The sequence below is a fragment of the Parabacteroides sp. B2-S-102 genome (genome assembly GCF_023656665.1).
GTDB lineage: Bacteria > Bacteroidota > Bacteroidia > Bacteroidales > Tannerellaceae > Parabacteroides > Parabacteroides distasonis.
In genome coordinates this window covers 197,416-221,014 of the sequence record NZ_JAMOKM010000006.1, presented here as the reverse complement: position 1 = coordinate 221,014, position 23,599 = coordinate 197,416, and the positions used below count along the sequence as shown (strand labels likewise).

At 43.8% G+C, this 23,599-nt stretch carries 21 protein-coding genes, 2 tRNA genes and 1 pseudogene; 15 read left to right on the top strand and 9 right to left on the bottom strand.

Going from position 1 to position 23,599, the window contains the following annotated elements; genetic code table 11:
- Window positions 1-202: 202 nt before the first annotated feature.
- From NBH07_RS22610 to NBH07_RS10555, 5 genes and pseudogenes are all read right to left on the bottom strand, one after another.
- Window positions 203-565: pseudogene (locus NBH07_RS22610) on the bottom strand (IS66 family transposase); the annotation flags it as partial.
- Window positions 553-702 carry an IS66 family transposase gene (locus NBH07_RS22605; RefSeq protein ID WP_122368864.1) on the bottom strand — a complete coding sequence of 50 codons (150 nt, stop codon included), beginning with the start codon at window positions 700-702 and terminating at the stop codon, window positions 553-555. The pseudogene NBH07_RS22610 and the gene NBH07_RS22605, both read right to left, overlap by 13 nt.
- 659 nt (window positions 703-1,361) lie before the next feature.
- Entirely contained in the window at window positions 1,362-2,264 is a 903-nt protein-coding gene (locus NBH07_RS10565) for an IS3 family transposase (RefSeq protein WP_156682416.1), read from the bottom strand.
- The gene (locus NBH07_RS10560; protein ID WP_039848847.1) at window positions 2,222-2,629 is read right to left on the bottom strand and encodes a transposase; all 408 of its coding nucleotides are present in this window, start codon (window positions 2,627-2,629) and stop codon (window positions 2,222-2,224) included. The genes NBH07_RS10565 and NBH07_RS10560 overlap by 43 nt, the downstream gene beginning before the upstream one ends.
- Window positions 2,630-2,692: 63 nt before the next feature.
- Complete coding sequence (locus tag NBH07_RS10555; RefSeq protein WP_008780208.1) at window positions 2,693-3,229, bottom strand: UpxY family transcription antiterminator; 537 nt, start codon at window positions 3,227-3,229, stop codon at window positions 2,693-2,695.
- Window positions 3,230-3,455: 226 nt separating this feature from the next.
- Here NBH07_RS10555 and dnaG point away from each other — a divergent pair, with 226 nt between their 5' ends.
- The 5 genes from dnaG (at window position 3,456) to NBH07_RS10530 (ending at window position 13,196) form a co-directional block, all read left to right on the top strand.
- The gene (dnaG, locus tag NBH07_RS10550; RefSeq protein ID WP_044546048.1) at window positions 3,456-5,573 is read left to right on the top strand and encodes a DNA primase; all 2,118 of its coding nucleotides are present in this window, start codon (window positions 3,456-3,458) and stop codon (window positions 5,571-5,573) included.
- Between the two features lie 12 nt (window positions 5,574-5,585).
- A complete protein-coding gene (locus NBH07_RS10545) occupies window positions 5,586-6,458 on the top strand; it encodes an ABC transporter ATP-binding protein (protein WP_008780206.1) in 873 nt (290 codons plus the stop codon).
- The gene (locus NBH07_RS10540; RefSeq protein WP_057319814.1) at window positions 6,455-7,771 is read left to right on the top strand and encodes an ABC transporter permease; all 1,317 of its coding nucleotides are present in this window, start codon (window positions 6,455-6,457) and stop codon (window positions 7,769-7,771) included. Before NBH07_RS10545 ends, NBH07_RS10540 begins: the two co-directional genes overlap by 4 nt.
- A 260-nt stretch (window positions 7,772-8,031) precedes the next feature.
- Window positions 8,032-10,584 carry a sensor histidine kinase gene (locus tag NBH07_RS10535; protein WP_044545649.1) on the top strand — a complete coding sequence of 851 codons (2,553 nt, stop codon included), beginning with the start codon at window positions 8,032-8,034 and terminating at the stop codon, window positions 10,582-10,584.
- Complete coding sequence (locus NBH07_RS10530; protein WP_156682418.1) at window positions 10,581-13,196, top strand: sensor histidine kinase; 2,616 nt, start codon at window positions 10,581-10,583, stop codon at window positions 13,194-13,196. Before NBH07_RS10535 ends, NBH07_RS10530 begins: the two co-directional genes overlap by 4 nt.
- Before the next feature lie 50 nt (window positions 13,197-13,246).
- Here NBH07_RS10530 and NBH07_RS10525 read toward each other — a convergent pair.
- Window positions 13,247-13,317 (bottom strand) — tRNA-Gln (locus tag NBH07_RS10525).
- A gap of 33 nt (window positions 13,318-13,350) precedes the next feature.
- Window positions 13,351-13,421 (bottom strand) — tRNA-Gln (locus NBH07_RS10520).
- Window positions 13,422-13,708: 287 nt separating this feature from the next.
- On the opposite strand from NBH07_RS10520, the gene rsfS reads away from it, so the two are divergent.
- The 3 genes from rsfS to NBH07_RS10505 all read left to right on the top strand — a co-directional run bounded on the left by rsfS (window position 13,709) and on the right by NBH07_RS10505 (window position 17,129).
- Complete coding sequence (gene rsfS / locus NBH07_RS10515; protein WP_156682419.1) at window positions 13,709-14,068, top strand: ribosome silencing factor; 360 nt, start codon at window positions 13,709-13,711, stop codon at window positions 14,066-14,068.
- A 30-nt stretch (window positions 14,069-14,098) separates the two neighbouring features.
- Window positions 14,099-16,153, top strand: a complete 2,055-nt coding sequence (ftsH, locus tag NBH07_RS10510) for an ATP-dependent zinc metalloprotease FtsH (protein ID WP_005864950.1) — start codon at window positions 14,099-14,101, stop codon at window positions 16,151-16,153.
- Between the two features lie 142 nt (window positions 16,154-16,295).
- Window positions 16,296-17,129 (top strand): phosphatidate cytidylyltransferase, encoded by an 834-nt coding sequence (locus NBH07_RS10505; protein WP_005854890.1) that lies wholly within the window; start codon window positions 16,296-16,298, stop codon window positions 17,127-17,129.
- Here the strand turns inward: NBH07_RS10505 and porT are convergent.
- Window positions 17,116-17,817 carry a type IX secretion/gliding motility protein PorT/SprT gene (porT, locus tag NBH07_RS10500; protein WP_008778155.1) on the bottom strand — a complete coding sequence of 234 codons (702 nt, stop codon included), beginning with the start codon at window positions 17,815-17,817 and terminating at the stop codon, window positions 17,116-17,118. The two genes, NBH07_RS10505 and porT, sit on opposite strands and share 14 nt — an antisense overlap.
- Window positions 17,818-17,970: 153 nt before the next feature.
- Between porT and fdxA the strand changes: the two genes are divergently transcribed.
- Window positions 17,971-18,141, top strand: coding sequence for a 4Fe-4S ferredoxin (gene fdxA / locus NBH07_RS10495; protein ID WP_005854886.1), 171 nt, complete (start codon window positions 17,971-17,973; stop codon window positions 18,139-18,141).
- Window positions 18,142-18,248: 107 nt separating this feature from the next.
- On the opposite strand, the gene NBH07_RS10490 is transcribed toward fdxA, so the two are convergent.
- The gene (locus NBH07_RS10490; protein ID WP_005864945.1) at window positions 18,249-18,638 is read right to left on the bottom strand and encodes a DUF3276 family protein; all 390 of its coding nucleotides are present in this window, start codon (window positions 18,636-18,638) and stop codon (window positions 18,249-18,251) included.
- 223 nt (window positions 18,639-18,861) lie between these two features.
- Here NBH07_RS10490 and nusB point away from each other — a divergent pair, with 223 nt between their 5' ends.
- The 6 genes from nusB to NBH07_RS10460 all read left to right on the top strand — a co-directional run bounded on the left by nusB (window position 18,862) and on the right by NBH07_RS10460 (window position 23,588).
- The gene (nusB, locus tag NBH07_RS10485; protein ID WP_005864942.1) at window positions 18,862-19,788 is read left to right on the top strand and encodes a transcription antitermination factor NusB; all 927 of its coding nucleotides are present in this window, start codon (window positions 18,862-18,864) and stop codon (window positions 19,786-19,788) included.
- 62 nt (window positions 19,789-19,850) lie between these two features.
- Window positions 19,851-20,165, top strand: coding sequence for a preprotein translocase subunit YajC (yajC, locus tag NBH07_RS10480; RefSeq protein ID WP_005864940.1), 315 nt, complete (start codon window positions 19,851-19,853; stop codon window positions 20,163-20,165).
- A gap of 14 nt (window positions 20,166-20,179) precedes the next feature.
- The gene (locus tag NBH07_RS10475; protein WP_009018232.1) at window positions 20,180-21,193 is read left to right on the top strand and encodes a YbbR-like domain-containing protein; all 1,014 of its coding nucleotides are present in this window, start codon (window positions 20,180-20,182) and stop codon (window positions 21,191-21,193) included.
- Complete coding sequence (coaE, locus tag NBH07_RS10470; RefSeq protein ID WP_009018231.1) at window positions 21,186-21,767, top strand: dephospho-CoA kinase; 582 nt, start codon at window positions 21,186-21,188, stop codon at window positions 21,765-21,767. The genes NBH07_RS10475 and coaE overlap by 8 nt, the downstream gene beginning before the upstream one ends.
- A 210-nt stretch (window positions 21,768-21,977) precedes the next feature.
- A complete protein-coding gene (locus tag NBH07_RS10465; protein ID WP_005864934.1) occupies window positions 21,978-22,415 on the top strand; it encodes a DUF5606 family protein in 438 nt (145 codons plus the stop codon).
- Between the two features lie 207 nt (window positions 22,416-22,622).
- Window positions 22,623-23,588, top strand: coding sequence for an ROK family protein (locus NBH07_RS10460; protein ID WP_156682420.1), 966 nt, complete (start codon window positions 22,623-22,625; stop codon window positions 23,586-23,588).
- Window positions 23,589-23,599: the final 11 nt, after the last annotated feature.

Genomic DNA, 23,599 nt, shown 5'->3' with positions numbered 1-23,599 from the left:
GTAAGCACTCAACCATGTACACCTTCTTAAAAATCAAGAAGATGAACTTTTGAATATTTTTAAATTTAACGATTTGTCATGTATTATATAGCCATTGACATAGGAACGAGGTCATCATAATTCTTATTCCCGTCCATCAAAAGCTTGATTGTAGTTGCGATATAGTCACTCTGATTGAGACCTACATTCTTGCAGGTCTCAATCAGAGTGAAAAATGCCAGTGCTGTTTCAACACCCTCTTCGCTACTAAAAAACAAAGAGTTTTTCGATGTACCGTAAAAGGCCGAATGGCTCTTTCTACAAAGATATTGTCTATGGTGTAACATCCGTCCTTCCTGTAATTCTGAAGTTCTTCCCAACCATAGATCATATAACTCAGCGACTTCCGCATCATCTCACTATAATGTTTTCGTTTATTCTTCAACAGCTTCACCGCCTTTTCATAAATAGAAGTCAATATGCGTGTTACATCATCCTGGCACCGTTGATTTTTTATCTCATGAGGCTTTAAGCGTTTCAGGATACATTCAGCCTCTATCTTATACAACTCGCCTATTTTCTGAACAAACCATTCGGCATCCGCATCCTTGCCTCAAAGGTCATGGCAAACTTATTGCGTACATGCGCCCAACAGAGTATAAACTCACATTTAGGATTTACCTCTGCCAAGTGCTTGTAAACCACATATCCGTCAGACTGTATACTTCCAAGAAAGCTTCCCTAGAAAGTTTCAATAGGACGGCTACCACGGCTGTCATCCTCGTCTTTGTCATAAGAGACAATAAGTGATATTCTCCTGTTTGTTCACCAAAGCCCAGACATACTTGTAAGCACTCAATTTAGGGCATACCCCTTTGAATGGGGTACTTTACTGTGCCCTAAACCGGGTTGTATTAAAAATTAATTTTGATTTTAACATTAGCCATGAGCCCTTTTTTGAATACTCACTAAAAGTATCTTAAGTGCATGGCACAAGTCATCTAACATACTTTTTTGCTCAGCTTTCAAAAATTGAGCGCTTACGAGATTATATATACGAAGTACTACTTACTTAGCCCAAGGAGATATCTCCTCCAGACATAGAAGATATACTCCTTAGGCAAGGTAGTATATATCTGTCTAATCCAAGAGTATTCATATGAATTTGCCTAAATTTACTTTACAGATTTTACTGTTATTTTCTAAGGTACTTCACATCTTAGAGAACCTTCTCCTGAAAAACTCCACAGGGTTGAAAGTTGTTTCCTGAACCGGTTCACAGCGGCAAAAATACCGTTTTTCTTTTTCCATGCAAAACAACCATGAAAAAACCACTGCGGAGGAAGCCTCGCGGCTGGAGGCGCGAAGCCTCCATTGAGCGATCACATACAAGTCAGAGCTTCTCGGAACCTGACTGGTGGGAGCATGTCCCTGTTGCTCCTATGCGGTCTCCTATTGTTGTAGAAGTCTATGATCCTCGCCAACAAATCCCTTGCGGCCACCACGTCCGGGGGGCGTTTCATCCTGTAGAGCCATTCCTGCTTGATGATGCCGTTGACCCGCTCGGCGATCGCGTTATCGGTAGGCTTGTAGTCCTCCGTCATGCTGATCGTGGCTTTAATGGCCTGTAGACGATCAATATATTGATTACAACAATATTGAACGCCGCGGTCGGAGTGGTGGATCAGTCCATCGAACCCTAGGGGTGACACGTGCGAGATACCCATGTCCAGAGCCGTCACGGTATTGGAGGCGACAAGGCTGTCGGATAGGATCCAGCCTATGATCTCATGCGTGAACGCGTCCGTCAGGAGATGCAGGTAGGCCACGCCCTCATCGGTGTCGATATAGGTGATGTCGGCCACCCACAATTGGTTGATCCTGTTGACGGTCAATCCCTTGATCATGTTCTTGTACTTCCTGTAAGGATGGTTGGAGCTTGTCGTGTGACGGCGCTTCCCGGGCTTCAGCATCAGGTGTGACTCATGCATCAGCCCGTAGAACCAATCCCGGCCACGCATCTCGTCCGGATAGAGTTCCTTGAACATCAGGTACAGCTTGTACGCCCCGATGCCCGGAGCCTCATGCCGGATATCCCTCACGGTGTCAAGTATCTCTTTCTCTGACAATTCCCTGCACATGCATTTCTCCTTGCTCACGGAGTAATAACCTTCTCTTGTCTTGCCAAACAGCCCGCTCAGGCTACCGATCGATTCCTTGGGATGCCTGAGCCGAAGGTTGTCTACCGCTTGGCGCCAGCTTTTTTTAGCAGGTCGATGCCATATTGTTCCCGCCCGATCTTAAGAAGCTCATGCAGAGCCTCATTGCGCAACTCTGAGTAGGCCAACGCCTTGTGTAGGCACAAGTTCTCCTCCCGGAGCCTCTCGCTCTCCGTTTGGGGACCGGTCGCCTTGGATGATTCGGATTTCTTTCGTGCCATATATACCTGATGCTCTAACTCTGTCAGATCGGACGGTAAAGATAGCGTTTTTGACTCAAAATAACGTTCCCAGCGACTAAATGTCACGTAATCAACCGAATATTTCTTACATAGGCTGTACTTGGTTGAGCCACTCTCATAATACTCCTTCAGCATACGGAGCTTGAAATCCTGGCTGTAACTTTTACGTTCTCTTGCTTTGTTTGACATCTTACACACGTTCTTTTAATTGTTAATTGCGTGTGAAGTAAATCTGTATCATGTCAATATATGTTATAATAATCGAATATATTCAGGATCGACCTCCACAGCGGCGACCAACAGACCGGGGATCTCCACGATCAAACGTTTCACACGGGCCCCTCGTATAGAGAGTAAACGTCCCTCGTAGCCATCCAATGGGCCACCCTCGATGCGGATCATGCGACCGTACATCGCTGGAGTTAATTCTTCAACCAAGAAATAACGCGGGGAATCATCGGAATGGACAGCACGGATAAAACGGTTCATCTCCGCATGGCCTACCGTCATCGGCTTACGGTAGCCACCACGCAAATAACGATATTGGAGAGTACTGATCTCTTCTACGATTGGATCCATACACGCACAGGTCGTATGGGCAAAAAGTAAATCGTGCAGAAGAGGAACCTCCTCACGAATCCGCTTACCCTTCCTCTCGACCAACTGCCAACGCATAGGAGTGAAAACCTCTATGCCCTTTTCCTCCAGCAACCTATAGGCCGGGCGTTTAGCATTGGGACGGGTCAAGTCTCGCAATACGAACCAATTGTCTGTCAAAGGATGTTCCACAGAATGATGGATAATTCTTCTAGTCCTGAAAGGATGTATATTCTATTAATATCCAATCAGTTACAAAATATAATCTTATAAGTTGGAAGGCGTACTTGGAGAGTAGCATTCGTTTCACGCCGCAAATATAGCAAAAAATAACCAAACACAAGCAAACATCAAGCCTTGTTTGTGTTTGGTTATTTTTCACTACATTTGTGTTCGCTAAAATAAGGAGTAATTTAAAATGATCGATCAACCTACCATAGACCGGATATTGGACGCGGCGAACATCGTGGATGTTGTCTCTGAATTCGTGACTCTTCGGAAACGAGGGATCAACTATGTAGGATTATGCCCGTTTCATTCGGACAAATCACCGTCTTTTTACGTATCCCCCTCAAAGAATATCTGTAAGTGTTTCGCTTGCGGAGAAGGTGGAACCGCCGTTCACTTCATCATGAAGCATGAGCAACTCAGCTATTTCGACGCTTTACGCTTTCTGGCGAAAAAATACAATATAGAGATACAGGAACGGGAACTTACCGAGAAAGAGAAACAAATCCGTAGCGACCGGGAAAGTATGCTTATCGTCAATAGTTGGGCGGGACAATACTTCTCTACTTTATTACATGAGCATGTTGAAGGGAAAAGCGTAGGTATGCGTTACTTTGCCGAGCGAGGATTGAGGGAAGATATCATCCGTAAATTCCAGCTCGGGTATAGCTTGGACCAGCGGGATGCTTTATACAAAACCGCTATAAAAGCAGGTTATAAAAAGGAATTCCTCGAGAAAACCGGTTTAGTTATCGCTTATGATAATGGAAACGTGAACGATCGTTTTCGGGGACGTGTCATCTTTCCCGTCCATACGCTAAGCGGAAAGGTCGTGGCATTCGGCGGACGTGTATTGAAAAAGGACGAGAAGACCGCGAAGTACGTAAACTCTCCCGAAAGCGAGATTTATCATAAGAGTAACGAGCTTTACGGCATCTATTTCGCCAAGCAAGCAATCATGAAACAGGATCGCTGTTTCTTGGTGGAAGGATATATGGACGTGATCGGTATGCACCAAGTGGGCGTAGAAAACGTGGTTGCCTCCTCGGGTACGGCGCTCACGCAAGGGCAAATCCGGCTCATACATCGTTTCACGAATAATATCACGGTATTATACGATGGAGACGCCGCCGGAATCAAAGCGGCTCTCCGGGGTATCGATATGTTATTGGAAGAAGGGATGAACGTCAAGGTCGTGCTTCTTCCGGCGGGAGAAGATCCGGACTCGTTTGCCCGTAGCCATAGCGCGAGCGAGTTCGCAGAGTTTATCAGCCAGAACGAGACGGATTTCATCCGTTTCAAGACAAAGTTACTATTGGCGGAAGCGGGGGGTGATCCGATCAAACGTTCCGCCCTGATCTCGGATATTATCCGTACGGTAGCGATCATACCTGATAATATCGCTCGCTCCGTGTATATCCGGGAATGTAGTACGACCATGGAGATAGACGAGCAAGTCTTACTCAACGAGGTCAATAAGATCCGTCTCAACAAGGAAGAGAACCAAGCGGCTAAATCCGTAAGGAATACACCGCCCATTCAATCTCCCGTCAATACGATTCCGGAGTATCCGGATTTCCCCGGCTACCAACCGTATACACCGGAAGAGGCGAATACCCTTCCTCCGGAAAATATTCCGCCTCCACTGCCCGAGGACTATATTCCGGAAGAGGAAGCGGGTCCGCCCCCTACTCCTCCCTACGAGGTTCCGACGGCTCCCAACATACAGGTCCAACCGAAACGTTCTCCTTTTGAGGCTTATGAGTTGGCTCTTCTGCGCTATATCGTACGATATGGCGAACGTGTCCTCTATGACTACGTAGATGAGGAGACCAACGAGCATGTCATCATGAGGGTCGCCGATTATATCCGTTTCGATCTGGAACGTGATGACCTTACGTTTTATACGCCAGCCTTCAAACAAATGCTGGACGAAGCTGCTGAACATTGTCAAAACGAGGGCTTTATGGCCAGTCGTTATTTCCTTGCCCATCCGGACCCGAACATCAGCCGGCTTGCCGCCAACCTTATCAGCGATAAGTACCAGCTTAGTAAATATCATACGAAGTTCAGGGAACTGGAACAAGAAGAAGATAAATTGGATTACTTGGTACCCCGGGAAATCTATTCCATGAAAGATGCCTATATCCTCTATAAGATAAAGGATATCCAAGCGAAAATCAAAGAGGCTCAAAACAAGGGTGACATGGAACAGATCTTTGATTTAATGAAACAGAACGCCCACCTCAACGAGATCAAGAACGTGCTCTGCAAAGAGCTGGGTGAGCGTATCGTATTAAAAATGTAATAAAAAACAGCTATGAATTTCCTTGAGACAGAAAACGTGGTAAAACAGTACGCCGGGCATCTGGCGCTGAACAAGGTAAGTATCCAAGTTCCTCAAGGAACAATCTTTGGATTACTGGGGCCTAACGGGGCGGGCAAGACAACCTTGATCCGGATCATCAACCGGATTACGGCACCGGATAGCGGAATCGTTCGCTTCAACGGCCATGAATCCAGCCCGGAAGACATCTACCAGATCGGTTACTTGCCGGAAGAGAGAGGGTTGTATAAAAAGATGAAAGTCGGGGAGCAGGCGATCTATCTGGCACAATTGAAAGGTCTCTCCTACCCAGAGGCACGCAGTCGTTTGACCCGTTGGTTCGAGAAATTTGACATCATGCCTTGGTGGAATCGCAAACTGGAAGAGCTGTCGAAAGGTATGCAGCAGAAAGTACAGTTCATCATTACCGTGATACACGAACCCGAGCTATTGATCTTTGACGAGCCATTTAGCGGATTCGATCCGGTCAACGCCGATCGCCTTAAACAAGAGATATTGGAATTGAAGGCGGCCGGACATACCATTATATTCTCAACTCACAACATGTCCTCCGTTGAGGAGATTTGTGACGAGATTGCTTTAATCAATCGCTCTGAGGTCGTCCTGTCCGGCAATGTCAAGGAGGTACGGGAACGGTTTAAGAGTAATACCTATATATTAAATGTACGCAAGGAGACTGGAGGTATTGAGGAGTTAAGGATACGCAAGGAAGAAAATATCAGTAACTCCGATTGGCTTACCCGGCTGGCGTCCCAATATGAGATTCTTTCCTTCACGGAGGAGATCCCTTCTATGAATGACATTTTTATCAACACCGTTTCCGGTACAAACACATCAAAGGTATGAGCAAAATTGGATTAATCATCAAACGGGAATATCTCCGGAGAGTAAGTAAAAAGTCATTTATCCTGCTCACGTTCCTCACACCGTTTCTATTCGCTGCACTTGCGTTCGTCCCCCTATGGCTCTCTTCCATCAAGGGAGATGAGGTTCATACAGTCGCCATACTCGACGCCACCGGCAAATACGCCCCGTTGTTCGAGGATACGGAAAGCTATCGTTTTATCAACGGCGACAAAGATATGGATAAGTACAGGCAAATGTCGGAAAAGGAGATATTCGCATTTCTCAACATCTCCGACGACTTGCAGAAAAATCCGAAAAACGCAACCCTCTATTCCAAGAAACAAATCCCGGCGGATTTGAGCCGACTCGTCAATATGACATTAAAGAAGCAGATAGAGAGTGACAAACTGGCAACATTCAATATCCCCAATCTACAAGAGATCATAAAAGAAAGTAAAGTAGATTTCAACATACAAACGATCAAATGGGGGGATGACGGAAGCGAAAAGCAATCCTCATCCGTAGTAGCCTCCATAATCGGGGGTATTTTCACCATGCTTATCTATATGTTCATCATGATCTATGGGGCAATGGTCATGCAAGGGGTTATGGAAGAAAAGACGAACCGGATCATCGAGATCATGATCTCGTCCGTCAAACCTTTCGACTTGATGATGGGAAAAATTATCGGAATAGGTTTCGTGGGACTTACACAGGTATTCTTATGGGCTATCATGACACTCATCCTGATTGCCGGAGGCTCTTTCTTAGTAGGAGGAGGTATCGATAACGAGATGGTACAATCCGGGATGGCACTTAATACGGCTCCTGATATAACCATGATGAGCGCCCAACAACCAAGTAATGAATGGATAGAGATGCTGGGAACGATTAATTTCGCCGAAATAGGTATTTTGTTTGTCGTTTACTTTATAGGCGGGTACTTATTATATTCCTCACTGTTCGCCGCCATCGGTTCCGCCGTGGACAGCCAAGAAGATACGCAACAATTCATGCTACCGGTAACGCTCCTCTTGGTATTCGCTCTTTATGCGGGAATCTACAGTATGGAAAATCCCGACGGGCCTCTAGCCTTCTGGTGCTCCATGATCCCATTTACCTCTCCGATCGTGATGATGGTGCGTATGCCTTTCGAGGTTCCTTTATGGCAAATCGCACTCTCCATCGCATCGCTCTTTCTTACGGCGATCTGCTTGACTTGGATCTCCTCCAAGATATACAGGGTAGGTATATTAATGTATGGGAAAAAACCAAGTATTAAGGAGATTTTTAAATGGATAAATTATAAATAGAAGTAAAGCTGTGAAAAACATTTTCTATATTTGTGGCAGTAATGCGAAACTCTACCATAAAAAGCTGTATAAGTAAGGGGATTATCCAAAAGAGGATTCTAGAGATCTTGCTTTTGCTCACCTTATATTTAACTTTTTACTCTTGTACGTTGTTAGACCACAATAATAGAGAAAAAAGTTATACTATTTTAGTACTATACTCCTATTCTCCCGATAAGGCACATTGGGTCAACGCATTGAGAAAGGGCATCCACGATTGTTTGGCAGACAATCAAATCCAAGCAGACGTACGCGATACCTACCTAGAGCAAACGTCCGATCCCTCTGATACCACGGCTAGTATCACGGCTTTGCGACTTCTATTGGATTCCCTTTCATTAACGCCTCCCGATTTAATTATTACAAACGGGGATAATGCCACGCACGCCTTGTTATCCACCCGGCATCCTCTCGTAAAGAGTACACCTGTCGTATTTAGTGGCATAAATTATTTACCGAAAGAGTATCTAACCCAGTATAAGAACGCCACCGGCCAACTAACCACTCCGGATTTCCGTGAGACCCAGCGGTTAGCTAGCCAGTTAATGGGTTTCAGGCAAAACCAGCGAAATCTGGTTGACGGCTCTCCTGCCGGCATATTCGCCATGAAGGAAATCAGCCGGCAATTCCAGACGGATACCTCAGCCAGCGCGATCCTTGGCCCCGTATGGCAACCTCTAGCCCCCGACAGTACCATGGGATGGAAAGAAAATGTATATCTCCTGAGGGAAGGAGATCCGTTCAGCCCGGGCAAATATATGATATCAATCAAATTAATAGACGATAGTAAAGGCTCTCTGTTATTTGCCCAACTTCGTAACATCAATCAGAATTATTATACGACCGCATGCTGGAATGAATTCGCCGGCATTATCGTAGAAGGAAGGACTGCCCCTTTCTTCAGCGTAACAAATGAAGGATTTGGCAAGGGCTATATCGGAGGATATTTTACCCCCAGCCGTAAGCAAACTTATCGGGCCATGAATACCGGAATCCAGATACTAAAAGGGAAAAGCCCCTCCTCTATCGAGATATCAACCAGTCCCAAGGAATATCATTTTGATTGGCAGGCGCTTCAATATTGGGACATACCACTCGATCGGCTACCAGCCAACAGCACGATTATCAACTGGCCATTTGAGGAGAGATATAAGACCGGTATATATATTGCCAGTGTCATCATCTGCCTCATTATACTCTATGCCCTAATAGCCTTAGCTAAACTGTCCAAGCAAGAGACACTTCGTAAGAGGCACTCTAAACATATGCTCAAGATAGAGGAACAAAGGTTGATGACCACCGTTGATTCCTTAAAAGAGGCGATCATTGCCATCGACGGGAACTATCGAGTGCTCCGAATAAATAAGACCGCAAGAACCTTACTGAATTTACCGGACGAGATGAACGTATTGAACGTAGACGTCAATACCTTGTGTAATATCTCCTCGAAAAACACGCCATCCTATCTCAAACAAAATATAGATATCGCGCTACAGACCGGCAAGCCGCAATGGTCGGATCGGCTGACTTATCTGGTTACGTCCAATCAGCATACATTCCCGATATCCGTAAGCATCACTCCGATCAAGCAAAAGACCGGTCACAAAGAAGTCGTTCTCGCCTTCCGAAACATCCTTGAGGAGATAACCCAAAACGAGTTCCAAGAACTGGGCATATCGACAGGAGAAACTTATCCATGGCGTTTCGACGACGCACGGCAGTTGATATTATTCAACAAAAACTTCTTCTCCAACTACCAATTCCCAATCACACCGGATGAGGAGGATAAACTACCGCTGCCAACATTTATTTCCTGGATGCATCCGGAAGACAGGGATTTATGGGATAAGGCGATTAAGCAATCTCTCATTGAGGACACGCTACTTACGATCGAGATACGGTTACTCACGGCCCAAGGCACCTATCTCTGGACCGAGTTTACCATAAGCTCCCATAATATACCAACCCCCCAAGGCTATCTAAGGCAGCCATTCGGTCTATGTTCCGATATAGATAACTTGAAAAACAAACAAAACGAATTACAAGCCTTACTACAAGAAGCGAAAATCTCCGACGAGAACAAGACCTTGTTTCTAGCCAATATGAGCCATGAGATACGAACTCCGCTAAACGCTATCGTCGGTTTCAGCAGCTTGCTCGCTGAATCCGACGACTTATCCGCAGAAGAGCGGCAAATGGCTATAGACCTGATCAACGAGAACAGCCAATCCCTTCTTGTCACCATCAACGATATCCTAGATATATCACGTATTGAAAGCGGTATCAGTTTCCAACAAACCCCGTTTGTACTAAACGACCTTATCCGGAAGGTGCAAGAAGAACAACAAGGGAAAATACCCGCTCCTATCGAACTTAGGGTCAATCTTCCCCAGAACCCAGTCATCCTCGAAGGAGATTCTTTCCGGATGGAGCAGGTATTATGCAATCTCATAAACAATGCCTCTAAATTCACGAAAGAAGGATCTATCGAGATCGGGTTGGAACAAAAGCCGGATGAAATATCTATCTATGTGCGAGATACAGGGATAGGGATTTCCCCCGAGCAACAAGAGAAAATATTCGATCGTTTTTACCGGGTGGATCATTTCACGAAAGGAAACGGATTGGGATTACCGATTTGCAAAGAAATCATACAACGCTTTCAAGGTAGTATCACCCTAAAATCCGAGCTAGGGGTTGGTACTACATTTTTCATCACCTTACCGGTAACTTCCCCCTCTGAGGATACCGGAACAAATATGGAACTATCATGAAAATCCTATATACTCTATGTTCTCTGCTATGTCTACTATCCGGCTGTAAAGAGACGCGGCCGGAGGAAAAAGCATATAACGTGTTATTTATCCATGCTTTCCACAAAGGTCTGACAGCTCCCCAAGGCGATATCCTTACGCCACAGGAAGAAGCAAATTTTTCTATACCCGCTTATCATATCGAAGAGTCGCTGGCTGGAATCGCCGACGCTTTTAAAGATAACGACATACCTTTACGCTTGAAGGACATGTACTTGGGATATGGCTATAATAAGCATCTGCTTAAGACTTTAGAAAACGCACTGACATTCGATGCGGATGACCGACCGGATATCATCCTGCTCGAACATGAATTCACGCTCGCATACTTCTTAGAAGCAAAGAACAGGCCTTTGGATATTCCCGTTATTTTTTGCGGTTCCATAAGCTGCCATCAAGACTCGATCCTTCGTAACAATCCTAATATCACAGGGTTTACCTCTTGCCCTGATATAAACGAGATAGTGCGACTCAGCCAAAAGCTATTCCCAAAAACGGAAAATATCCATTTTCTGCAAGCGGATACGCTTATCATCAACGAAATGGCACGCTTATTCCCCACACTGGATCCTCCTCCAAATATCAACATAGATACATCTTATTTACAGAATAAGACAACAAAGGAAGTATTAGTCAACCTAAAGGATCCGGCCTTTTCCGTACATTATAATAATGTAGGGATCATTCCTTATTGGGAAGAGTTTTTCTCCCGTATAACTAAAGTTGGCGAGTATCCTTTCTTGACAACCTGCTACATAGGACTTGGCGAGGGTGTGCTGGGTGGATATATGGTCAGTAGTTACGATGAGACTTACGCTGCCGCTAATCGTGCCTGCCAGATATTAAAAGGCAAGAAAGTATCCGATTTCACGATCGATCCACTTACGCCTCGTTATATTTTCGATTGGAATGTCATGACAAAATTTCATCTTACCACCAAACAGCTTCCTAAAGATTCCTATTTCATCAACCAACCGTTCTTGGTACGTCACCAAACGCCTTTGCTAATCGGCTTTATATTCCTAGTCCTTTGCTTCATGCTGTTATATGTTTATTATAAAAGCCAATACCAACAAAAGCAAGCCGCCTGGAAAAAACGGGAAAGGAACAGGAAGCATCTGAAAACGATCATCGCCTCTATCCAAGAAGGGGTTATCTGTATCGACAATCGATTTAACATTTTCGAGATCAACCAAGTCTCTTTAAAGCTATTGCGACTGAAGGGAAATATAGAATCGTATACCGGGCAGTCTGTACTTTCCTTATTCAATGTGATCATACCGGACCAATCCATATCCTTAAGGTCCCTCCTTGACAACGCGATGCGGAATGAAAAATCATTCAGTCACTATGGATGCAGGCTTATCAGCTTAGGGCATGCCCACTCTTTCAACGCTTTTCTGGAAATCTCCCCGATCTTGCAAGAGCGACAGATCATCGGGGTAATCATTACGCTCCGCGACATCACGGAAGAACAGGCGCAGAGCGACTATATTAACTCGATCATGAATAACAAGGGAATCATTATCTGGCAATATAATCCGCAAACCCAACAAATGTTCTCCAACTATGATTTCCTATCGGGAAATACCTCCAAACAGATTAACGTATTGCCTATTGAACAATTTGAAAGTAAAATACATCCCGACGACATCCCTGTATGGAGAAATGAATTGACGCAATCCCTCGAACCGGGAGAGAATCATCCTCTCATCCAAATACGGATACAAGATCCGCGAGGAGGATATATCTGGTGGAAATCCCGATTTACCTCCCTTTATTTATCGGCCCAAGGTTCTTCTTATACCCTGTTCGGGGTATTCATCAACATACAAGCCCATAAGCAACTTGAGGATGAATTGGAAAAAGCCCGTCAGACAGTAGAACAGTCCGACCGCCTAAAAAGCGCATTCCTCGCAAATATGAGCCATGAGATACGTACCCCGTTGAACGGAATCGTAGGGTTCGCGAATCTACTATGTGACCGCGAACAATTTGAGCCAGAGGAAATCACGACCTTTATCGAGACTATCAAGAAAAATTGCGACCTGTTATTAGCCCTCATCAGTGATATTATCGATATATCCTGCATCGAAAGTAATACCATCAATTACCATTTCGAAGAGTGCGACGTAAACGACCAGATCAACCAAATCGTAACAACGCAACGGGTCATCATACCGGGCCATTTAAACTTGATCAAGCAAATACCGGAAGAAACGACTTTCATCTATATCGATAAACTACGCTTAAATCAAGTGATCACCAATCTGATCAATAACGCCGTAAAATTCACGGAACAAGGCTCTATCACGATTGGGTATACCGCCAACAATCCCGGCTTTCTCGAATTCTTCGTAAAAGATACCGGCCGGGGCATTCCGCAGAAGGATCTGAAAAACATATTCCTACGCTATTTCAAAAAGGACAATTACGTGCAAGGGGCCGGATTGGGGCTTTCCATTTGCCAAATGTTCGTGAATCGGTTCGGAGGAGAGATTACGGTGGAATCCGAGGTAGGTGTAGGGACTTGTTTCAAGGTGAAGATCCCCAGAACATCCAAACGCCAATGACAAGAAACAAGAAAGCCTCGCCACTCTTATCGAATAACGAGGCTTTCTTGTTGTTCTACCAAGATTCGAACTTGGACAAACAGGACCAGAATCTGTTGTGCTACCATTACACCATAGAACAATATCCACAAAATCGTCGAGTAAACCTAAAACGTTGTTCTACCTGGATTCGAACCAGGACAAACAGGACCAGAATCTGTTGTGCTACCATTACACCATAGAACAATATTTAACAAATCACCAACTCTCTTGTTAGCGGATGCAAAGGTATATACTTTTTCAAAATTTGCAAACAAACTTTCGAAAAAAATGTCCAGAAAAAACACGTACGTCTTTCGGATAAAACACGTACATGTTTTCTCAAAAAGACGTACGTGTTTTTTTAAAAGCTTATAACGATCGAGGAGATAGTCTCAAACAAGGTATTACACATATATTAATGAAAGAAAAAGACGTATGTAACGAATTAAGAAGTATATTTGCGACTTGGAAAATTATATCAATAGAAATAAATGGATCAAACAAAAGAATTAGTAAAAACGATTGTTGAAGGCCTTCAAGAAAAAAGGGGCAAAAATATTGTAACAGTAGATTTAAGCCAGACTTCTGGTGCCATTTGTCAATATATGGTTATTTGTGAGGGAAACACTCCTACCCAAGTTTCAGCGTTATCTGATTCCGTATGGGATTTCGCATGCAAGAACGCGAACGAGAAACCATTATCCATTGACGGTACACAGGGCGCTCAATGGATCGGCATGGATTATGGCACGGTTCTTGTACATATATTCCTGCCGGAACAACGTGCATTTTATAACTTAGAGAACCTTTGGGCAGACTCGAAGGTTATACAAGTACCTAACATTGATTAAGCCGGCCTAAATATTTGATGATAATCTCTTATGGAAAATAAAAACGATATATTTAATAAAACACCGAAGGGCGGGAAACCTAAGATGTTCCGCTTTAATTTGTATTGGATGTACGGGTTGATCTTCATCATGCTTGTTGCCCTATACATGACAAATGATTCTTCGGGAACGAAAGAGCTAGGCTGGACAGAGTTCCAGAAACTAGCGCAGGAAAACGTATTCGATAAAATGACAGTCTACAACAAGAAGAATTTGGTGGAGGCTACAGTGAAAAATGGAAAGACTGAACAGGTCTTTGGGAATATGGACGTTTCTAAAATCGGGGTTTCTCCGAAAGTATACGTAAAGATCCCGTCGGCCGACAAGTTTTCCGATTTCTATGACAAAGCGGTAGCCGATAGTCATATCGATACACAAGTCCGGTTCGAGGAAGGCGATGACGCTATCTGGAATTTCTTGGTTTCATTCGGCCCGATTATCTTATTGATCGGTGTATGGATGTTCTTGATGAGACGTATGTCCGGTGGTACCGGCGCAGGTCCGGGTGGCGTGTTCAGCGTTGGTAAGGCAAAAGCTCAGCTTTTTGATAAAGATAATGACCGTAAGGTGACATTCAAGGATGTCGCCGGATTGGCGGAAGCGAAACAAGAGGTAGAGGAAATCGTCTCTTTCTTGAAGAATCCGGAAAAATATACTGAATTAGGAGGTAAGATACCCAAGGGTGCATTGTTGGTAGGCCCTCCGGGAACCGGTAAGACATTATTGGCGAAGGCTGTTGCCGGAGAAGCTAATGTGCCGTTTTTCTCCTTGTCTGGTTCTGATTTCGTGGAGATGTTTGTCGGTGTAGGCGCCTCCCGTGTGCGTGACTTATTCCGCCAAGCGAAGGAAAAATCTCCTTGTATCGTCTTTATCGATGAGATCGATGCGGTAGGCCGTGCCCGTGGGAAGAACGCGAATATGAATAGCAACGATGAGCGTGAGAACACGTTGAACCAGTTGTTGACCGAAATGGATGGTTTCGGCTCTAACAGTGGTGTTATTATCTTAGCCGCTACAAACCGTGCGGACATTTTGGATAAAGCGTTGTTGCGTGCCGGACGTTTTGACCGACAAATCCATGTTGAATTACCGGATTTGAATGAACGTAAAGAGATATTCGGGGTGCATTTGCGTCCGATCAAGATAGATGAAAGCGTAGACGCTGAGTTCCTAGCAAGGCAGACTCCGGGCTTCTCGGGTGCTGATATCGCTAATGTTTGTAATGAGGCCGCTTTGATCGCCGCCCGTAACGGAAAGAAATTCGTACAGAAAGAAGACTTCATGAATGCGGTAGACCGCATTGTCGGCGGTCTGGAAAAACGTTCGAAGATCACGACGGAGGAAGAACGGAAATGTATCGCGAACCATGAGGCCGGTCACGCTACGTTAAGTTGGTTGTTGGAACATGCCAATCCGCTGGTTAAGGTGACAATCGTTCCCCGTGGTAAGGCATTAGGTGCGGCATGGTATTTGCCGGAAGAGAGACAGATCACCACCCGCGAGCAATTGCAGGATGAGATGTGCGCTACTTTAGGAGGACGTGCCGCAGAGGAATTAGTTTTGGGAAAAATATCCACAGGCGCATCCAACGATTTGGAACGTGTCACGAAACAAGCATATGCGATGGTCGTTTACTTCGGTATGAGCGATAAACTTCCAAACTTGAACTATTACGACTCCACCGGACAGGATTGGGGATTCACCAAGCCTTATAGTGAGGAGACCGCGAAATTGATCGATACGGAAGTACAGAAGATCATCAATGAGCAATACGACAGGGCAAAACGGATATTATCCGAGAATAAGGAAGGACATAGTAAACTTGCGCAGGTATTATTGGATCGTGAGGTAATCTACTCGGAAGATGTAGAGCATATCTTCGGGAAACGCGCCTGGATCTCCCGTTCCCAAGAGATTCTGGAGTTGCAGGAAAAGGCTAACGGAAAGAACAAGGAGAATGCGGATAAGGAGGCGGAAGCGGACGCAACAACGGAAAACGTAACCGATACTCCTACCGAAGAAAACAAGACAGGGAAAATAGCTTGACCAAAGTCAAGACATTCATAACAAGTAAGGCTGGGGTGTATCTTTGATCAAAAGTTACTATCCAGCCTTCCTTATTGCTGTATTATCAATTTATTAGTTATATTTGCAGCCAAAATTACAAACAAGCAAAAACACTATTGTTTTGAAAAATCTGATTACACGTGCATTGACTGGCATCATTTTCGTCGCGGTATTAGTCGGTGCGATCTATTTCCACTCCTATTATTTTCTTACGGTATTTGGACTCATTACCGGACTTTCTCTATGGGAGTTCTACGGATTGGTCAAACATTATGAGAATGCCGCCATCAAACGATTTGTCAGTTCCTTGGGGGGAGCCTACCTCTTCGCCGCCACATTCGGTTACGCCAATGGCTTGGTTGGAGGCAATATATTTCTCCCCTATCTTTTATTCTTAATGTATACCATGATCACCGAGCTTTACGATAAAGCCAGTAATCCAATCAATAACTGGGCATTGACCTTATTCGGTCAAATCTATTGCGCAGGCTCTTTCTCTCTGCTAAACTTTATTACATCGGTACCTAATACGCCGGGCGAGATCGTACATATCCCCTATTTTGCCTTGGCTATTTTCGTTTTCGTATGGGTAAATGATACGGGAGCTTATCTAGTGGGATCTATGCTTGGAAAAAGAAGATTGTTCGAACGTATCTCTCCCAAGAAGTCCTGGGAAGGTTTTTACGGAGGGTTGGCATTCGTATTAATAACCTCCCAAATATTCGCTTGGTTCATGCCGGCCACGAACTGGTACACATGGCTTGGATTAGCCGGCACAATCGTAGTATTCGGGACTTGGGGCGACTTGATCGAATCTTTGATGAAACGTACGTTAGGCGTGAAAGATTCCGGGCATGTATTACCCGGACATGGAGGCATGCTGGATCGCTTCGATAGCGTAATGATGGCTATTCCGGCCGCTTATATCTATATCGAGTTATTTATTCGAAATTAAATGTCAGGATCACCATACGGGATGTAGCTTTCGATAAGGCATCCGTATATTTGATATTTGCTTGATCTACCAAGTCCGGACGATCTTTCTCCAATAGGTTAACCAATCCGAAACAGAATTTCAACTCTGGGCATAACTTAAAGTAGGGTAGATAGATATCACATCCCAAGCCAAACTCAAATCCGAAGTCCGTGCTTTTCAATAGAATCGGATTACCTTTCTTACGGCCTATATCCACGGAGCCATAGATACCGCCGATCAAATAAGGACGGTAATTATTCAAGCGTAAAGCCGTATATTTAACGTCTAAGGGGAAATTCAGATAACTGGAACGAACGTTCGTGATGAATTCCTCTCCCGTAGCCTGTTCCCGAAACTTAAATTTCTTATCTCCGAAATGGATAGAAGGCGTGAAGCGTAAATTGAAATAAGGATTCATATACATATCTCCGATCACCCCGACACTAAAGCCGGGTGAGTAAGAAGGAATCTCCGCGAACCAAGTCTCTCCATTGGTCATGACACCGGTATGGGTCAATAACAAATCCTGCGAGTGAATACCCACATGAAACCCCAGATGAAGCCATTTCAAATCAGCGTACGGCTGATTCCTCACCCTTTCCTTTTGAGCCATGGCTCCCATGGTAGCCAAGCTTACCACATATAATATAAGTAATAATCGTCTCAAATCTCAACCTATTTTGTTTAATAACGAAAACCCGACAAAGATATTGCAAAAAAGAAGATTTTTGAAGAAAATAAGCCAGTAGATATTTTTTAAATAGAAAGAAAGCTATATTTTTGCACCTACTAATAGTTATCAATTTAAACGTTTAAAAAAATGGCTTACGTAATTAGCGATGATTGTATTGCATGCGGAACTTGTATTGATGAGTGTCCGGTAGGAGCAATTTCAGAAGGTGATAAATACAGCATCAACCCTGAAATGTGTACAGATTGTGGAACTTGCGCTGACGCATGTCCTACAGAGGCTATCCACCCGGCTGAATAATTCGCAGCAAAGAATAGGATTTTCCTTTGCGGAAAGCTCCTAACACATAACGGGCTGTTTCTCTCCATGAGTAAAACAGCCCGTTATCTTTTTCTCTTCGTGTTACATTAAAACTCAATATCCAACTTTATAGCACCGGAAGCCATATCCTCCTCTGGGGAATCGCCATGAATCGTTTCCTCCTCTTCAGGTTCCACCACGTCTTCCGCGGATTTCTTCAGATTTGAGTTCTTGATATAACTGATTACATCTTGCATTCCCTCCATGAACTTCTCAAAGTCCTCCTTATAAAGGAAAATCTTATGCTTCTCAAATGAGATTTGCAAACCATCCTTTGATTGAATTTTCTTACTTTCCGTAACGGCAACGAATAGGTCATCTTTCAAATTCCTCTTCACATCCAGATAATAAATCCGTTTTCCCGCTTTAATGGCTTTAGAGTATAGAATCTCCCTGTCGCCACCTTCAACATGTTTTTTATTCCTTGATTCTTCCATGACAGCTAACATTCGTTAAAAACCCACCCACTTTATAGAACTTGCTTCAAATATGTGCATTTTTTTTTAATTAGCAACTATTTTAACGATCGAAAATACGCCCATTGAGGCTAAATTTGTAAAATATCATCTAACACATATAAAATTAAGTAAATCCGGATTCTTTTATGGAAAAAACGACTACCTTTGCAGCCTAATTTATAATAAGAAGTTCCTTCAAACGATGATCAACAGAATTTTAATCCGCATTAAAGTTTTACAGATAGTATACTCTTACTATCAAAACGGAAACGGTGACCTCAAAGTTGCGGAAAACGAATTGCTTTTCAGCCTTCAGAAGTCATATGACTTATATTATTATTTCTTACTCCTAATTATCGAAGTTACCAACCTGCAAAGAAGGATCCTTGACACCCGGAAGTGCAAATACATGCCTACCGATGAGGAGTTAAACCCGAATACACGCTTCGTAGACAATCGTTTTGTCGCTCAATTAGCGGAAAACGATACGTTGAAAAAGTATGTGGACGAGCAAGGTCTCTCATGGAGTAACGACGAGGAGTTTGTTAAAAACGTATTGGATACGATCTTAAGCTCTGAAATTTACGCCGAATACTTGAAAAACGAAGAAGACTCGTACGAGACGGATCGTGAGTTCTGGCGCCAGATCTTCAAGAAAGTAATCTGTGGGAACGAGATGATAGAGGAATATCTGGAAGACAAAAGCATCTACTGGAACGACGATATCGAGATCGTAGAGACTTTCGCCTTGAAGACTATCAAGAAATTCGAGGAGAAGAAAGGTAGTAAACAAGCCTTATTGCCAATGTTCAAGGATTTGGAAGACAAGGCTTTCGCAATCAAGTTATTCCGTCAAAGTTTGTTGAAAGGTAAGGAATATCGTGAACGCATCGACAAACATATGAAGAATTGGGAAACCGAACGTATCGCCAATATGGACTTGATCATCATGCAAGTCGCCTTAGCCGAGATTTTATCGTTCCCGACCATTCCCATCAACGTTACCTTAAATGAATATATCGATGCCGCAAAGTATTATAGTACACCTAAAAGCGGAACATTCATTAACGGAATTCTGGATTCAATAGTCAACGAATTAAAAAAAGAGAAGTTATTGCTCAAAGATTAATTATTATCATTACATTTGTGCATATCATTATTGATATTAACTTGTAAAACGATTATTATAGTATGAACTTACTCAGTATTTTACTTCAAGCTCCAGCTGGAGGAAGTCAGTGGTCCGGTATTTTGATGATGGTAGTTATCGTAGCTATCTTCTATTTCTTCATGATCCGTCCGCAACAAAAGAAACAAAAAGAAATCCAGAAATCACGTGAGGCGTTGAAAACAGGCGATAAAGTGATTACCGCCGGAGGTATCTATGGAAAGATCAAAGAGATCGGTGATACTTATATGCTAATCGAGGTAGCGGATGGAGTACGTATCCGTGTAGATAAAACTTCTATTTTCGCTTCAGCGGAAGACGCTCAGCAGCAGAAATAATCTAACTACAGAATATGTCACGACTTGAGAACATACAAAATTCCTTCAAGTCTATCCAAGCAAAGACTAAGGCTTTTTTCCACGGAGACAGATGGAAAGAGGTCTTGGTCTTTTTCTTTTTCGCCCTTTTGGCTTTCGGTTTCTGGCTACTCCAAAGCTTGCAGCAGGAATATGAGATAGAACTTGTTTTTCCGGTTAAGTATAAGAACGTACCTGTCGATATAGCGTTTAATGTCCCTGAGGTGGAAACGATTACCGCAAAGGTAAAAGACAAGGGTAGCGTTTTACTCAACTATACTTTTGGAAGATCGTTTGCTCCGATTGAAGTGAACATGAAGAATACGAAGGAGAAAAATGGTTCGGTTCAAGTAAGTAAAAGGCAGATCGAGAACGATATTCAAAAACAATTGATAGCCACTACGGCATTACAAAGTTTTGATCCGCAACAAATAGATATGGATTTCAGTCAGCGGGTCCATAAGGAAATACCGGTCGTCTTTAATGGCGATATTCATCTGGAAGCCGGCTTTCAACTATCCGGGGATATCCGAATCACCCCTCAAAAGATCAACGCTTATGCCACCGCGGCGATCTTGGATACACTGACCTCGGTTAAGACGGTCTTCACCGAGGTTAAAAAGGCGAATAAAAACATTACGAGAACCGTACAACTGATCAAGGTAGACGGCGTTAACTTCGATCCGGAAAGTGTATCCATCACGATTCCGATAGAGGAGTACACGGAGAAGACATTGGAAATACCTGTCTCTTGCAGTCATATACCGCCACATTATACGGTACGTATGTTTCCGGCGGTCGTAAAAGTGACTTGCAGTGTGCCCTTGTCCCGATTCAAAGGACTTTCGGAAGATATGTTCTCGATTCATATACCTTTTGAGGATCTGGAGCAAAACGTATCTGGTACCCTACCCGTCAAACTCACCAAGAAACCAGACTGGGTGCATACGGCAACCTTATTGCCAGATAAGGTAGAATTTATTTTGGAACACAACAATAAGCATGATTAAAATAGGTATTACAGGAGGGATCGGGAGCGGCAAATCCGTCGTAGCCTCTTTATTAGCGTTATCCGGTGTACCCGTATACATAGCGGACGAGGAAAGTAAATGGCTGACAAATAACTCCCCGGTTATCCGTGAGAAATTAACAGCCCTTTTCGGTCCGGAGATTTATACGAATGAGGGATTGAACAAGAAACTTCTAGCCTCCCACATCTTTAATAATCCGGAACAATTACAACAGGTCAACCAGATCATTCATCCTGAGGTAAACCGTCATTTCTCGGCTTGGGTAGAGAGACAGACTTCCCCTTTATGTGCCATCGAATCCGCCATATTATTCGAATCCGGTTTCTACAAAGTGGTAGACATAAGCTTGATGGTCTATGCCCCAAGAGAACTCCGCATCGAAAGAGCCTTGGGGAGGGACTCAGCCTCGAGAGAAGAAATCGAACGCAGAATCAACAGCCAAATGTCGGACGAGGAAAAGAAAGATCGCTCCGATTACGTTATCTATAATGACAACAGACAGGCCCTTATACCGCAAGTAGGCAAACTGTTATGTTGGCTTCAATCCCAATAATCACCGATAGCGGGACGAGTGGCTTTTACAGTATCTTACCTTCATCATCCAATGAACCTAAGATACTTCGTCAACGAACCTAAGATACTTTGTCGATGCACCTAAGATACTTCTCCAACGAAGTTAACTGTCCTCATGACGGAAGAATTCCACTTTTTCTTATTACCTTTGCCACCTCGAAGTTTAACACTAATAGAAAATAAAAACATTATGTTGAAGACTATTTTGTCTATTTCGGGAAAACCCGGTCTGTATAAACTGGTTTCCCATGGAAAAAACATGTTGATCGTTGAATCGCTGACTGATAACAAGAGAGTACCCGCATACGCAAAAGATAAAGTAATCTCATTAGGCGATATCGCAATCTATACGGATGAAACAGAAGTGCCTTTGCATGAGGTATTGACTAGCGTAAAGAACAAGGAAGAGGGAAAAACCGCCTCTTTGGTACCTTCCAAAGCCACGACAGACCAATTGCGTGCGTACTTTGCCGAGGTATTGCCTAGCTATGATCGTGAGCGTGTTTATCCAAGCGACATCAAGAAACTACTCTCTTGGTATAACATCTTGATCAACGCAGGTATCACTGACTTCACCCCGGAAGATGCTCCGGCAGAAAAGGAAGCTGCTGAAAAAGAAGCTGAATAACAGCATACGACATAAAGATTAAAGAAAGGACCGTTCGATACCCATCGTCCGGTCCTTTTTTTATATTGCCACATTAACCAACAAGAGCACTTATGCAAAAATAGTCCATTATTTTAGGCTAAACCTCACATTGTCTAGGGCAGACAACTCCTCTATCTTTGCCAACAAATAATTCACTCTATTGACCTCATAAAATAAAGAGCAAAGATGGAAAGCACCAAGTATTATCTCGGTCTGGACGTTGGCGGTACCAATATGGTCGCTGGCGTAGTAGATGAGAATCACCAGATTATCGCAAAGGAGAGTATACCGACACAAGCCGGACGCACGATCGAGGAGATCACCACCGACATGGCGGAAGTCAGCAAAAAAGCGGTTCTCAAAGTAGGCTTGCAAATGGAAGACATCTCTTCTTGGGGCATCGGCATGCCCAGTTACGTAAATCCAAAGACGAACCTTTTGGTACATGCCAATTGTTTCGGATGGAAGAATGTCCCCATCTACGACTATTTAAAGAAGCATATCTCATTGCCTACTTATATAGCCAACGACGCCAATTGCGCGACCTATGGAGAGGTCTTGGCCGGATCGGCCAGCCAATATACCGATGCCATCATGTTAACGCTAGGAACGGGAGTCGGAGGCGGAATTATCATGGGTAAGAGGATTTATTCCGGAGCCGATAATATGGGAGCAGAGCTTGGACATACCAAATTGGTATACAATGGCGAACGTTGCACATGCGGGCAAAAAGGCTGTTTGGAAGCTTATTGCTCATCTACCGCATTAATCCGCATCATGAAAGAGGCCTTACAAGAGAATAAGGACACCTTGATATGGAAACTTTGCGGCGAAGACGAAAATAAAGTCACTGGAGAAATCCTTTTCGAGGCCGCTAAACAAGGGGATTCCCTCGCTAAACAGATCGTCGATGACTATATCAGTAAACTGGCCGCCGGAATCTCCACGTTCATAACCATCTTCCGTCCGCAAGTAATCATCTTAGGGGGGGGTATCGCACATGCAGGTGACCTGCTGTTGAAACCTTTAAACGAGAAACTACATACTTGTACCTTCGCCGCCGAGGAAATAGGTATCCCTCAAGTCATCCGTGCGGAATTAGGAAATGACGCCGGAATAATCGGCGCCGCGCTTTTAGAGAAAACGATGTAACGAAAAAAAAT

Coding starts and splice junctions, on each gene's coding strand:
- NBH07_RS10560 (WP_039848847.1), bottom strand. CDS start 2,629: ATGTCAAACAAAGCAAGAGAACGTAAAAGTTACAGCCAGGATTTCAAG.
- dnaG (WP_044546048.1), top strand. CDS start 3,456: ATGATCGATCAACCTACCATAGACCGGATATTGGACGCGGCGAACATC.
- NBH07_RS10545 (WP_008780206.1), top strand. CDS start 5,586: ATGAATTTCCTTGAGACAGAAAACGTGGTAAAACAGTACGCCGGGCAT.
- NBH07_RS10540 (WP_057319814.1), top strand. CDS start 6,455: ATGAGCAAAATTGGATTAATCATCAAACGGGAATATCTCCGGAGAGTA.
- NBH07_RS10530 (WP_156682418.1), top strand. CDS start 10,581: ATGAAAATCCTATATACTCTATGTTCTCTGCTATGTCTACTATCCGGC.
- rsfS (WP_156682419.1), top strand. CDS start 13,709: ATGGATCAAACAAAAGAATTAGTAAAAACGATTGTTGAAGGCCTTCAA.
- ftsH (WP_005864950.1), top strand. CDS start 14,099: ATGGAAAATAAAAACGATATATTTAATAAAACACCGAAGGGCGGGAAA.
- fdxA (WP_005854886.1), top strand. CDS start 17,971: ATGGCTTACGTAATTAGCGATGATTGTATTGCATGCGGAACTTGTATT.
- NBH07_RS10490 (WP_005864945.1), bottom strand. CDS start 18,638: ATGGAAGAATCAAGGAATAAAAAACATGTTGAAGGTGGCGACAGGGAG.
- nusB (WP_005864942.1), top strand. CDS start 18,862: ATGATCAACAGAATTTTAATCCGCATTAAAGTTTTACAGATAGTATAC.
- yajC (WP_005864940.1), top strand. CDS start 19,851: ATGAACTTACTCAGTATTTTACTTCAAGCTCCAGCTGGAGGAAGTCAG.
- NBH07_RS10475 (WP_009018232.1), top strand. CDS start 20,180: ATGTCACGACTTGAGAACATACAAAATTCCTTCAAGTCTATCCAAGCA.
- coaE (WP_009018231.1), top strand. CDS start 21,186: ATGATTAAAATAGGTATTACAGGAGGGATCGGGAGCGGCAAATCCGTC.
- NBH07_RS10465 (WP_005864934.1), top strand. CDS start 21,978: ATGTTGAAGACTATTTTGTCTATTTCGGGAAAACCCGGTCTGTATAAA.
- NBH07_RS10460 (WP_156682420.1), top strand. CDS start 22,623: ATGGAAAGCACCAAGTATTATCTCGGTCTGGACGTTGGCGGTACCAAT.